12 protein-coding genes and 1 tRNA gene are annotated in these 13144 nt (G+C 56.0%); 4 read left to right on the forward strand and 9 right to left on the reverse strand.

Translation table 11 applies throughout. The features are described from left to right. On the forward strand, nt 1-573 hold the full coding sequence (locus AC5RE1_RS09125) for a methylated-DNA--[protein]-cysteine S-methyltransferase (protein ID WP_285067432.1): 573 nt from the start codon (nt 1-3) through the stop codon (nt 571-573). A gap of 87 nt (nt 574-660) precedes the next feature. Here AC5RE1_RS09125 and AC5RE1_RS09130 read toward each other — a convergent pair whose 3' ends face one another. Then, nucleotides 661-1941, reverse strand: a complete 1281-nt coding sequence (locus AC5RE1_RS09130) for a DUF5692 family protein (RefSeq protein WP_103633753.1) — start codon at nt 1939-1941, stop codon at nt 661-663. A 276-nt stretch (nt 1942-2217) separates the two neighbouring features. Between AC5RE1_RS09130 and AC5RE1_RS09135 the strand changes: the two genes are divergently transcribed. Next, on the forward strand, nt 2218-3186 hold the full coding sequence (locus AC5RE1_RS09135; RefSeq protein WP_373273800.1) for a hypothetical protein: 969 nt from the start codon (nt 2218-2220) through the stop codon (nt 3184-3186). Then, nucleotides 3186-4211: a DUF5692 family protein gene (locus tag AC5RE1_RS09140; RefSeq protein ID WP_006681032.1), complete on the forward strand. Its 1026-nt coding sequence runs from the start codon at nt 3186-3188 to the stop codon at nt 4209-4211. The genes AC5RE1_RS09135 and AC5RE1_RS09140 overlap by 1 nt, the downstream gene beginning before the upstream one ends. A gap of 290 nt (nt 4212-4501) precedes the next feature. Here the strand turns inward: AC5RE1_RS09140 and AC5RE1_RS09145 are convergent. From AC5RE1_RS09145 to AC5RE1_RS09180, 8 genes are all read right to left on the reverse strand, one after another. After that, nucleotides 4502-4575 (reverse strand) — tRNA-Pro (locus tag AC5RE1_RS09145). Between the two features lie 100 nt (nt 4576-4675). Then, a complete protein-coding gene (cmk, locus tag AC5RE1_RS09150) occupies nt 4676-5407 on the reverse strand; it encodes a (d)CMP kinase (protein WP_179369641.1) in 732 nt (243 codons plus the stop codon). A 21-nt stretch (nt 5408-5428) separates the two neighbouring features. Then, a complete protein-coding gene (locus AC5RE1_RS09155; protein ID WP_006681034.1) occupies nt 5429-6568 on the reverse strand; it encodes a prephenate dehydrogenase in 1140 nt (379 codons plus the stop codon). Continuing rightward, nucleotides 6568-7317 carry a pseudouridine synthase gene (locus AC5RE1_RS09160; RefSeq protein WP_006681035.1) on the reverse strand — a complete coding sequence of 250 codons (750 nt, stop codon included), beginning with the start codon at nt 7315-7317 and terminating at the stop codon, nt 6568-6570. Before AC5RE1_RS09160 ends, AC5RE1_RS09155 begins: the two co-directional genes overlap by 1 nt. Further along, on the reverse strand, nt 7314-7895 hold the full coding sequence (gene scpB, locus AC5RE1_RS09165; protein WP_285067430.1) for an SMC-Scp complex subunit ScpB: 582 nt from the start codon (nt 7893-7895) through the stop codon (nt 7314-7316). Before scpB ends, AC5RE1_RS09160 begins: the two co-directional genes overlap by 4 nt. Beyond that, entirely contained in the window at nt 7888-8727 is an 840-nt protein-coding gene (locus AC5RE1_RS09170) for a segregation and condensation protein A (protein ID WP_179369642.1), read from the reverse strand. Before AC5RE1_RS09170 ends, scpB begins: the two co-directional genes overlap by 8 nt. Then, nucleotides 8711-9574, reverse strand: coding sequence for a ParA family protein (locus tag AC5RE1_RS09175; RefSeq protein ID WP_040318539.1), 864 nt, complete (start codon nt 9572-9574; stop codon nt 8711-8713). Before AC5RE1_RS09175 ends, AC5RE1_RS09170 begins: the two co-directional genes overlap by 17 nt. A 23-nt stretch (nt 9575-9597) precedes the next feature. Beyond that, nucleotides 9598-10539: a site-specific tyrosine recombinase XerD gene (locus AC5RE1_RS09180; protein WP_285067427.1), complete on the reverse strand. Its 942-nt coding sequence runs from the start codon at nt 10537-10539 to the stop codon at nt 9598-9600. Between the two features lie 301 nt (nt 10540-10840). Here AC5RE1_RS09180 and tkt point away from each other — a divergent pair, with 301 nt between their 5' ends. Next, nucleotides 10841-12922, forward strand: a complete 2082-nt coding sequence (tkt, locus tag AC5RE1_RS09185; RefSeq protein WP_493938746.1) for a transketolase — start codon at nt 10841-10843, stop codon at nt 12920-12922. Nucleotides 12923-13144 lie beyond the last annotated feature (222 nt).

Below are 13144 nucleotides of genomic sequence, written 5' to 3' on the forward strand. Positions count from 1 at the left end.
ATGATGCTTCACTGGACAACACTTTCTTCCCCCATTGGCGACCTGATGCTCATCAAGTCCGGCAAAGGCATCGTCAGAGTTGCCTTCGAATGCGAAGACTTCGCCACAGTACGACGTAATGTCGCACACTCGTTGAATGATGAGATGGTCGAAGACAGTAAAGAACTGTTTGAGGCCATCGATCAGATTGAAGAGTATTTCGCTGGCCAGCGTAAGACTTTCGATCTTGCACTGGACTGGTCCCTGATCTCGGGATTCTATGCGCGCGCTGCCCAACAATTGACGATGGTTCCCTTCGGTACGACATTGCCGTATTCAGGCCTGGCACTGCTTGCAGGTAATAAGAAAGCTCATCGCGCGGCTGCGTCAGCCTGTTCCCATAACCCGTTGCCTATCCTTGCTCCATGCCATCGGATCACGCGAAAAGACGGATCATATGGTGACTACGCTGGCGGGCGCGAAGCCAAAGAGTACCTTCTGACGTTTGAGAAAGAAATTGACGCAAAAACCTATGTCCCCCAGCCCGTACTCAGGCCTCGCTATGTCGGGATTCCTGCTCCAGCGTCAGACTAAATACACCACCATGAAATTCGTTTGGGGGTGTCATCAATGACGATAACACCCCCAAACTCTGCTGTAGCACACGAACGCTGATGATAGTCAGCGCTCGGTTCGAGCCTTCGGGTAGCGATGGTCCTTATCTCCCCACCACGGCATGTATGACACATAACCGTCAGCTGGAGGGTTTGGAGAATCGGGTTCGAAGCCGAGTTCTGCTGGGGTTTCAGGAATGCGATCAACAAGGAAGTACTTGTCCCTGTCATCGCAGTGGGTGCGAACGATCGTCTTGAATTCACTGAGCTCGGGGTACAAAACACCGGTGATCGGATTGCGGCGGTAGCGAACGATCTTGTAGAGCCAGTAGACGAACAGGGCAACGTTCGCGATCAATGCAAGGACTGCACAGATGATGTTCGCGTTCGGATCCATCGTGGAGAAGTTAAAGGTGGAGTTTGGTGGAACGAGGATTTCCGGTAGCAATGTGTTCATAGAAATCCAGAACACTAACGTGAAGCACCTGAACCAAATCCACTGGCCCTTTGCCCATGTGAAGGCGGGAATGGTACATGCCAGAAGAAGGGCTGCTGTGCAGTACCAGGTGTAGTCAGCGAGCGAGTTGTAGAGGAAAGCATGGTTCCACAGGTCGTAGGCAATAACCCACGGCCACACCATGTCAACCCAGATCAGGCCACGAACCTTCTGCTTGCCTGGCGATGTGGCGATGATCTTGCCTAGACCGGTAATTGTGATGATGTTGAGCAAGCCAGCTGCCGCGCTGATCAGGTTCCAGTAGCCACCAATAGTTCTAAAACCGGTTTCTGGATCAATACCGATATGGCGAGCGGAAAGATTCGACGCGACTGCTTCGTACCATGCTTGTGAATGGAGTTCGGCGGTCACGCCCCTGGCTTCCGGAAGGCCCGCGATCATATCGAGAGTGTGAGTGTCATTGACATGTTTCAGGCACTGCCAATCTGCTCCGCACGCATAGTAGGTGTCCGCGTTGAAATAGATGGTGAGGTCACGGATATTGGCTTCCATGATGTTGACTGCGAGACCGATCCAGAGTGCAACACCCAGCCAAATAGCGTATTTGTGCGCCTTTTGCGGATTTTTCTTCGCATAGACAAGGACGGTTCCGGTCATTGTTGCAGTAAGGATCATGATGGCGTATTTGCCGAATGGGAACCAACCGACCATTGGTGTGCCGTGAATCCAAGCATAGGGCATAAGTGCAATGCCACCGATCGTCCAGATAACGAAGATGGTCCAGTTCCACCGCCGGTTGATCTCAGCAACAAGCATCTGAGCGACGAATACCGCTAGCCAAAGTGCATAGACCTTCGGGGAGCCAATTTCCCACAGCCAAAGTGACTCCATCAGTTTCCTCCTTGAAACACAGACGGGATAGTAGTTATTCAGCTAGTCTAGTGAACAAGAAAAAACACGGAGCGAGATTGCCCCAAAGAGGGATTTATAATTCCGCAGAAAGTTCTTTTTAGCAAAGACGCTTAGGACTTTTGGCCGGGGTTTTATTTATCTCCTCCACTTGCCCACAACTGGGCCTTGACGAGAGGAAGAAGAATGTCAAAGAATTCGTCGAAACGTGGCCTTCGCACCGCTATCGGTCTGGGGGCTTTAGGGGTCCTGAGCGGGATGTATGGCTTCAGCCAGCTCAGCGGCAAAGCAACTCCGGAAGAACAAGCATGGCGTTATCCGGGCGACGATTTAATCGACGCAAATTACGATAATGGTTATTCTTCAACCTACGCTATTACAATTGAAGCCCCCGCTTACGCAGTATGGAGATTATTCAAACAAATCGGCGCGGAAAAGAGTGGTTCATTTTCTTCAGAATTCTTAGAAAGAACATTTGCTCGACTCCCCTTCTTTAATTCCTACGAAATTCAAGAAGAATTCCAACAGCCAGATTCCATGATGCCCGGCGATATCGCCGCCTTCGATTACCACGGAATGTCAATGGAATGGGCCGATATTGTCCCCGGCAAATACATGGTCCAGTGGGTCGACACCAAGAATCCGCCAAAGGCACCTGGCTCCTACGCATTCCGTTTCCCTGGAATGACCCACTTCGCAGCAGCATGGTGCTTCTACGTCGTTCCGCTTGAGGGCGGTCGCACGCGTCTGATCAATCACTGGCGTATCGGATACGAACCTGACTCAGTTGCCATGAAGGCCTTGAACTGGGTCAATATCGAGTTTATTGGCGGATGCATGACCCACATGCAGAACATCTACGTGAAGCGCGTTTTGGAGTTCCGTAAGAAGCAGCATCACACCGGCAAGTTCATGCGTGGAGTGCTTGGCGGCCAGTTCTTCAAGTCCGGTACTCCAGCTGGTCGCTACGACGGGACTCCCCTGTTCGACGAAACGTACACACAGTGGTTCCGATACGGCCGTAAGTCGCCTGCAGTTGCTGAGATTCGTATGCCCGTTACCGAAGATCCCAGCTGGCCACCAGTAGGACCGGGAACCCCATGGGAGCACGAGGTTGACGCCGAATACTTCGATGGATGGAGCGAACCCGCATTCGATTGGAACGAGCAGATCCGTCAGAAGATGGAAAAGACCTACTTGCCCAACTGGGGTAAGGAGGCCAAGTGATGGGTAACATCACGCCTCCCGACTATGCGACCCTCTTCTTCTTTGAGAAGGGAGAATGGTGGGACTATGTGATGTTGTTGATCGTCATCGCTGCCCTCGCATTCGCCGCCTGGCTTGCCCAGCGGAACATGTGGGTCGTTCTTGCTCTGTTCATCGTGGTGCCAGTATCGCTGAGTATCTTCTGGTGGCCTCATTCGACCGCTGGGACGAACTCCGCAGGCTGGTTCCCGATTGTGAAGCAGTATTCGGCTCTGCTTGGTAGCCTCTGCTTGGTTGCATTGCAGGTTTTCCCGAAGCTACGACACAACAAGTGGTATCTACTGATCCCCCCACTGTTGCTTAGCGTCAACATTGCCGAGGCTGTTGTTCGCGATTTCCAGTGCTACTTCATTCACGGCATTGATCCCTCTCAGGGAATGGTGACCTGGGGTGGTCCGTGGAACATCATGAACGGCATCGCTGGCATCTTGAACCTTCTCGCGATTTCCGGTTGGATCGGTATCTTCGTGTCGAAGGGCAAGGAACGGGGGCTAATCTGGGGCGATCTGACGATCGGTTGGATTATTGCGTACGACATTTGGAATGTTGCCTACGTGTACAACTGTCTTGCAGACCGAGCGTGGTACTCGGCAATCGCGTTGCTTGCCTCGTGTACGATTCCCGCGTTTATGAAGTTCGGTAAGGGCGCGTGGATCCAGTATCGTGCGTACACGCTGACGTTCTGGTCTGCGGTGGTGTTGACGTTCCCGCACTTCATGCAGGATTCGATGTTCGCTCACCGCAGTGCGCACAATCCATACGCGATGTTCATCATCTCGTTTGCTGCATTGGTTGCGAACATCATTGTGTTCGGTCGCCATGCCTATCGCATCGTGAAACTGCGTCGTAACCCGTTCAAGCAGGAGATTTACTCCGATACTCCGACCTACGTCGAATGGGTACGTGATCTTGCAACCGATGAGGACAAAGAACTGATCGCCCAGCGTATCGGTAAGACTCCCGCGGAAGTTGGGTACGTCAGCTGACGTTTCGGCTTACACGTGATGTGGCCGGTTGGGTGGCACGAGGCCGCCGAGCCGGCCACATCTGTGTGCTTTGAAATCGAACGAGATCAGAAAGAACGTCACAGTCATGTGCTCGGCTTCGTGAACGTAAGCAACGAGGCCGACCGCGATGGCTGAGATCAAGCGAGAAGAAAAAGCCCGGAATTGCTATTAAACAATTCCGGGCGGAATCTCACCATGAGATTCAACATGAGATCGGGGAGGAAACGACGAAGCCCGGAACCTCAATCGTTGAGATTCCGGGCTTTTTGTCGGGCTAGCGGGATTTGAACCCACGACCCCTTGACCCCCAGTCAAGTGCGCTACCAAACTGCGCCATAGCCCGTATTCGGTTTTACTGTCATTTTATCGACCTGACGATCATAGCCCACTTGTGGAATTAAATTCCACTTGGGAGCAGTCCCACGACAATAAAACGGCTTTTGTCACATCCTCGACACAAGATCAGCGTCGATCAGCTTGAGGATTTCCTCCACGACACCATCAATTCCCAGAGCAGTAGAGTCGACGACATCTACGCCTTCGGCCGGTGTCATGAACTCAGAAACCTTGGAATCGGCAGCGTCTCGTTTGCCCACTTGGTCGCGGACAGACTCCAAAAGTTCGTCAGTGACCTTCCCGTGAAGTTCCAATGTGCGTCGACGGAGGCGTTCTTCCTCGTCAGCAAGAAGAAGAACTCGCACGTCAGCATCGGGGCAGACAACGGTCGTAATATCTCGCCCTTCAGCAATCATGCCGGAACCGTTAGCGCGGGCCTCCATCATGCGTCGGCGCTGTTCGCTCGCCATCCACTTTCGAACCGGCAGGTTCGTCGACACCTTCGGAATGGCCAACGCAATACGAGGTTCACGGATCGCCGCTGTCACGTCCGTGGCGCCGATATGGAAAACTGGGCTGACCGGATCAGAGTCCATGATCAGTGGCATTTCGTCAGCCAGAGCGCGGACTCTCTCCTGATCATCAAGATCGATCTCACGATCAAGCGCATACCACGTGAGTGCGCGGTACATCGCGCCAGTATCGAGATAGCCAATGCCCAGACGTGAGGCAAGAGCTTTGGAGATCGTTGATTTACCAGACCCTGCGGGACCATCGATGGCGATAGTGATGCCAACGTGGCTAATAGCGTCGCGTCGAGAGTCATCAGTGAAAGTCATTGTGTCCTCCATACCCATGTTTCAGTTTGAGTAGTTGATGAGTCGCCATCCGCGACGTTCCAAGTCAGCCTCAGCTTCACCAACGCGCGCCGGATCAATCATGATTCGAGCTAAGCCCACCTGCTGACCAGCAGAGTGTTCGAGCACAAGGTCTTCAATGTTGATGTCAATCTCGCCAAGCTCGCTGAAAAGTCGGCCGAGAGCACCGGGCGTGTCGGGAATCAGCACCTCGAGTTCGCCGTAGCGACTGGGGGCTCCACCGTGTTTGCCAGGAATACGCGACACTCCCCTGTTGCCTGCTTCCATAACGCGGTTAACGGCTCCGACGATGCCACCGCGAAGGGGGCCGCGCTGGTTCGCAGCATCCAGGTGAACGATCAGATCATCGAGGTCACAGCGCAAAGCTGTAAGAATCGAGGCAACAGGTCCGGCATTACCGGCTAGAATCGCGGTCCACAGGCGAGGGTCCGAGGCAGCGATACGGGTTGTGTCACGTAGTCCCTGCCCCGCCAGGTTCATTGATTCAGAACGTGCCTCTTCAAGACGTGCGGCGATCAGGGACGACACCAACTGTGGTACATGCGAGACAAGCGCCACCGACTCATCGTGAGTCGACGCATCCATTTCGTAGGGAACAGATCCGACGTCAGTTGCCAGAGTGCGCACGGCGAGGACTGCTGTTGGATCCGAGGTTTCGTGTGCGACGACAACCCAGGGGCGACCGTAGAACAGGTCAGCATCGGCGGCGCCGGCGCCTGATCGCTCACGACCTGCCATAGGGTGCGAACCAACGTAGCGTGAAGCGAGTGTTGGATCGCCCTTTGCAGTGCCAGCTTCAAGCACCCCCTGTGCAACGGCCTTCTTTACTGAAGCAACATCCGTAACGAACGCGGACGGGAATCGTTGCAAGGCCCCGACTACGCAGACGTCTGCAACATCCGGTGGCGTAGCCACAACAACCAAGGCGGGTGTGACATCGCTGGCCTCGGAAAATGGGAAGCCAGCACCGATATCTTGCGCGAGGCGCAATGAAGTTGGTGAAGAATCCTCGAGATATACGTCGACACCTGCCGCGCGGAGATTCAATCCGAGCGAAGCGCCCAGCAAGCCCGATCCAATAATCAGGATCGGGCCGGTTGTGGCGATAGGCCGAGTGGGCATCAGAGACCCACGGAAGAGTACAGAGCGACCAGAGCGTTGCCCTTCACGCGACGTGTGGTGCCCGGTTGCAGGCGATCCAGGTGGATCGGGCCGAATGCGGTGCGCACGAGTTCACGAACCGGGAAGCCAACCTCGTCCATCATGCGACGAACCAGGCGGTTTCGACCTTCGTGAACAACGATCTCAACGGTCGTGATGTCACCGTAGGTGTCGACAACGCGGAAAGAGTCAACGGCAATCGGACCGTCTTCCAGCTCGATTCCGTCAAGCAACGTGCGACGAATGTAAGGCTTCACTTCACCGTGCAGACGGGCAACGTAGGTCTTCGGGACTTCGTACGAGGGGTGGGTCAGACGGTTCGCGAGTTCCCCATCGTTCGTCAGTAGCAGAAGGCCGGATGTGTCGATATCGAGTCGACCGACGTGGTACAGGCGCTCCGGGTAGTCTGCGATCAGGTCTAAGAGAGTCGGTCGACCTTCGGGGTCAGACATCGTGGAGACAACGCCGACGGGCTTGTTGATTGCCAGGACGATCGGCTTCGTGTCTGAGAAGAACACGCGCTCACCGTCAACGTGAATGACCTGCTTCGTTGGATCAACGCGCATGCCCTGGGAACGCACAACCTGACCATCGACCTGAACACGTCCGTCCGCGATCATCTCTTCGCCAGCGCGCCGCGAAGCGATTCCCGCCTGAGACAGTGCCTTCTGCAGGCGAATACCGCCCTCAATGTAGGGATCGTTCCTCACAGCTGTTCCTCCAGTTCGTCCAGCTCATCGCTGTCCGGCAAATACGGTGCCAAGGGCACCAGGTCATCCAGGGATTTAAAACCCATCTTTTCTAAGAATTCGCGCGTCGTTCCGTACAGGTGCGCGCCCGAATCTGTCTCACCGACTTCTTCGATCAGACCTCTAGCTACAAGCGTACGCACTACGGCGTCAACGTTCACGCCTCTAATGTGCGAGATACGCGACCTTGAGATTGGCTGGCGATAGGCAACGACGGCTAAAGTTTCCAGTGCTGCCTGTGACAGACGCGACTGCGCACTGCCCACAATGAAGCGCCCAACGAGGCTGGCCCAGCGCCTCGCGGAGTAGATTCGCCATGCTCCCCCAGTTTGACGTAGTTCGAAACCTGCCGTTCTCTGCCCGTTTTCTCCGCGGTACGAGGCCGATAAGGCGCAAAGGGCGTCATACACTGTTTGGGGATTGACGTGGAGAGCTTCAGCTAGGTCGCCAACATCCACGGGTTCTGGAGCGACCATCAGGATAGCTTCGAGCGGCGCGAAGAGTTCTTCGTAGCCTGACATTTCACCGGTATCAGTCATTGCTCGTCTCCTGTTCCCTGTCGAGGTGAGCCCCATATTCTGCTTCGTCAATGTCAATGTCTGTATCGTCAGTGCCCGTCCAGGTCAGGATGAGTTCTGCAAGCGGTTCGTCTTGAGCGACTTCGAGCGCACGCCTCCTAAACAGCTCGAGAACGGCAAGGAACCTGGAAATGACGACGGCGCGCGACTCGGCGTCCGCCACCAGATCGGCAAACGTAAGGCGAGAGTAGTGTTTCAATTTGCTTGCAACAACACGTGCTTGCTCGCGCACCGGAACGACCGGGTCATGAAGGTGCGTGGTGACCACTTCAGGCTCGACGGTTGTAAATGCGCGGACCGCGGCGTTGAGCAGGTCGTTCGGACGAACCTCCCACTTTAATTCTGGGAGGAGGGCTGCGAACTGGGGTTCAAGCGGAACCTGGCGAGGAATGTAGCCGGCGTTGTCATCCAATACTGATTCAATGTCAGCTGCCACCATTTTGAAAGCACGGTATTGCAACAGGCGTGAGAACAAGAGGTCGCGTGCCTCTAGGTCTTCAGATGCGATATCTGGGTCAGCTTCAGTTCGTGGTAAAAGTGACGCTGCTTTGATATCGAGAAGTGTCGCCGCGACGACCAAGAATTCGGTAGTACGAGACAGATCTGGAAAGATCCGCATATGAGCGATGAACTCGTCGGTGACCTCGGCCAGCGATATTTGAGTAATGTCAAGACGTTTGCGCGTGATCAGCTGAAGGAGAAGGTCAAATGGCCCCTCGAAAACGTCCAGGGTGACACGGAAATCATCTATCGCCCCCTGTTCGACTGCGCTGGGCTCAGGCGGCGTCACCACGGGCTACGACCTCACGTGCAAGACGACGGTATGCACGAGCACCGGGATGATTGGGCGCGTAGGTAATAATCGGCTCGGTTGCGACCGATGCGTCAGGGAACTTCACGGTACGAGCAATATGCGTGGTGTAGATAAGATCACCGAATCTCTCGTCGAGGCGAGCAAGAACCTCACGCGAGTGCAAGGTGCGCAGATTGACCATCGTCGGGATGATTCCATCGATCTTCAAACGCGGATTAATGCGGTCGCGGACAGTTTCAATGGTGTCCACAAGAAGGGCAACGCCTCTAAGAGCGAAGAACTCGGTTTCGACGGGAATAATCACGCCGTGCGCGGCAGTCAGGGCATTTACTGCAAGCAGACCCAGCGACGGCTGGCAGTCAATGAAAATCACGTCATAGTCGTCTTCAATATGACGGATGACGCGCGCCAGCGCGGATTCGCGGGCCACTTCGTTGACCAGTTGGACTTCTGCCGCTGACAGGTCGATGTTGGCGGGGATAATGTCGAGGCCGTCAAGCAAGGTGTGGCAGATAGTGGAGCGGACATCTGCTTTGGGGTCAAGCAACAGGTTGTAGATCGTGCAATCCATGTCCAAGGTATTGATTCCAAGACCAACGGATGCGGCACCTTGGGGATCAAGGTCGACGATCAGTACTTTTCGACCGTATTCGGCAAGAGCTGCAGCCAAGTTAATTGTGGTGGTGGTTTTGCCGACACCACCTTTTTGATTGCATACGGCAATCACCCTGGCCGGACCATGTCCGTTCAGGGGTGCTGGAATCGGAAAACCTTCGGTGTCATCTGCGATGTCACCGTTCAATGTTGGCTGCACGTCTTTCGTCACACCTCAATGTTAGTTCATGTTCGCTAGTTCGCGTGGGTGGCCTTCGCTCGCGGATGTGCCAGCTGGTAGACCTCTTTCAATGTTGTTGGTGTGACTCGTGTATAGATCTGGGTTGTTTGCACTGATGCGTGACCAAGCAGTTCTTGGACGTCACGAATCGATGCTCCACCTTCCAACAAATGCGTTGCGAATGAATGGCGCAAAGTATGGGGTGAAACGTCTTCATCAATCCCAGCCCTGCCTGCGGCGCGCTGGATTATTTCCCATGCGCTTTGACGTGAAAGCGCCCGGCCTCGTGAATTCAAAAACAGAGCGGGACTCCCCTGCCCGCGCTGGGCAAGCACAGGACGGGAGCGCACAATGTACGCCTCGATTGCCGCTTTCGCGTACGAGCCGAGGGGCACAATGCGTTCCTTACGCCCTTTACCAAAGAGGCGGATAACGGGAAGCTCTTCGTCAAGGTCAAGATCATCAAGTGCAAGACCGACACCCTCTGAAACGCGCGCTCCTGTCGCATAGAGCAATTCCAACAGCGCACTGTCGCGCAGGCTGATCACGTCATCTCCGACTCGGGCAGCGTCAAGCAACGCGCTCACCTGCTCAACTGACAGTGCGTGAGGAAGGTGACTCCCCTGTTTCGGCGAAGTAATGCGAGCGGCCGGATTATGAATGTCGGGGCTGGTCGCCGAAACAAATGTGTGGAAGCTACGAATCGCAGCACTTGCCCGCGCAATTGACGAGGCCGCCGCTGGCTTGCCACTCAGCGTGCCTGCGCTCAGGTCGGCGAGGTGACGTTCGATATCAGCAGACGTGATCGTTTTCAGGTCGCTCAACCCGTGACTTTCAAGGTCTAAGCGATAGCGCTCAATATCGCGTTTGTAGTTGGAAACCGTGTTGATCGACGAACCTCGTTCAACCCGCAAATAGCCAAGCCACTCGTCAATGTACTCACCGATTTCGCTCACGCACTCAGCCTAGTGGCACTCCGACCCTAGACCCGCAAATACCCGCCCTACGAACGCCCGCGTGTTCCCACACCGGTGGGCAGCCTCGTGAATCGAAGACGAGGGCGAGGCTCGAATGAGACACTATCGAGGCGTTGAGTCCATCTGCTCAAGTAGGCGCGTATCTGAGGGAGAACAATTGCCAGCGACACGTGCACAAGTGAGCAGACTTTCCCCTCAACTTTTCGATTTTTCTTTCGCTAAACTAACAATCGTAAAAAGAATGCCCCAATGATGGGGCCTAACCCGGCTGGAGGCCGAAGTGACACTCAAGTGGGACACAATTGATGACCGTGCAGTGACCACGGCAAAAATTCTTGCGGCAGATGCCGTTGAACAGGCAGGATCCGGACACCCAGGCACTGCGATTTCCATCGCACCGGCCGCGTACCTGCTCTACCAGCGCCACATGCACATTGACCCGAAGGATGATCGCTGGCTCGGCCGAGACCGCTTCGTCCTGTCGGCAGGTCACTCCTCACTCACCCAGTACGTCCAGCTCTACCTAGCAGGCATCGGCCTCGAGCTCAATGACCTCAAGACCCTGCGCACCGCAGGCTCCCTGACCCCGGGGCACCCGGAGTACGGCCACACCAAGGGCGTCGAAATCACCACCGGCCCGCTCGGCACCGGCATTGCTTCCGCCGTCGGCTTCGCAATGGCATCGCGACGTATGCACGGCCTGCTGGATCCGGAAGCTGCCCTCGGCGAATCCGTCTTCGACACCAACGTCTACGCGCTCGCTGGCGACGGTTGCTTCGAAGAAGGCGTCTCCGCTGAAGCCTCCTCGCTTGCAGGCACCCAGAAGCTCGGCAACCTGACCCTCATCTGGGACGACAACCACATCTCCATTGAAGACGACACCAAGATCGCCTTCTCCGAAGACGTCCTAGCACGCTACGAGGCCTACGGCTGGCACGTTCAGCGCGTCAACTGGCTGCAGGAAGATGGCTCCTACACCGAAGACGTCGCAGCCCTCTCCGAGGCACTCGACGCTGCCAAGGCTGTCACCGACAAGCCGTCCATCATCGCAGTTCGCACCCTGATCGGCTGGCCGACCCCCGGCAAGACCAACACTGGTGGCATCCACGGCTCCAAGCTCGGTGGTGAAGCACTCTCCGGTCTCAAGGAAGCCCTCGGAGCTGACCCGGAGAAGATGTTCGACGTCGACGTTGAGGCAGTCGAAGCTGCACGTGCGAATGTTGCCAAGCGTTGCGCCGAATACCGCAAGGATTGGGACGCACGTTTCGAGGCATGGAAGGCAGCGAACCCCCAGCGCGCAGAGCTTCTTGAGCGTCTGCAGTCCGGCAAGCTCCCCGAAGGCTGGGAAGAAGCACTGCCGACCTTCGAAGCTGGCAAGGCAATCGCAACCCGTGCAGCATCGGGCACAGTCCTCAACGCGATCGCCGAAGCTATTCCGGAACTCTGGGGTGGTTCTGCTGACCTTGCAGGTTCGAACAACACCTACATGAAGGGCCAGCCCTCCTTCCTGCCTGAAGGCGCATCCTCCGACGCATTCCAGGGCAACGAATTCGGTCGCAACATGCACTTCGGTGTCCGCGAATTCGCCATGGGCGCCATCATGAACGGCATCGCAGCCGACGGCCTCACCCGCCCCTACGGTGGTACGTTCTTCGTGTTCTCCGACTTCATGCGTGGTGCTGTCCGCCTCGCAGCCCTCATGGATCTGCCCGTCACCTACGTGTGGACGCATGACTCCATCGGCGTTGGCGAAGACGGCCCGACCCACCAGCCAATCGAGCACCTCGCTTCCTACCGTGCAATCCCGAACCTCGCAGTGATTCGCCCCGGCGACGCAACCGAAACCGCAGCTGCATGGCGAGCAGTCCTCGAGCAACGTCACCCGGCTGCCCTGGTTCTCTCCCGTCAGAACCTGCCGAACCCGGCACGCGGTGAAGGCACCGAGCTTGCCACCGCTGACGGCCTCGTCCATGGCGCATACGTGCTCGCTGACACCGAGGGCACCCCGGACGTCATCATCATGGCTTCCGGTTCCGAGGTCTCCGTGGCACTCGAAGCACGCGAAGCACTCGCGGGTGAAGGCGTGAAGGCTCGCGTCGTGTCCGTGCCCTGCCTCGACTGGTTCGAGCAGCAGGATGCAGAATACCGCGAAGAGGTTCTACCGTCGGCCGTCAAGGCTCGCGTTAGCGTCGAAGCAGGTATCGCTCTGCCCTGGTACCGCTACCTTGGCGATGCAGGTCGCGCAGTCTCCATCGAACACTTCGGTGCCTCGGCACCCGGTGACTTCCTGTTCAAGGAATACGGAATCGATGCTGACCACGTTGTTGCGGCTGCTAAGGAATCGATCACAGCTGCACGGTGAAGCCACCTTTTAGTTAAGGTGTAACCCGCTGAAATACAACGGACGTAGCCACAGGGGAACATCCTCTGTGGCTACGTCCGTTTATATAGATAGCTGTGCTGTTCCGGCTTAGTCGCGTCCGGCAAGCTTCAACAATCACATAGCGCTGGGGCGTGCCTTTTGGCACGCCCCAGCTACTTTAAATATTCGCATTAGACGGGAGCTTTTAACTCCCCCCCTCCC

This window comes from Actinotignum sp. usb-actsch-rep-73, from assembly GCF_059082735.1.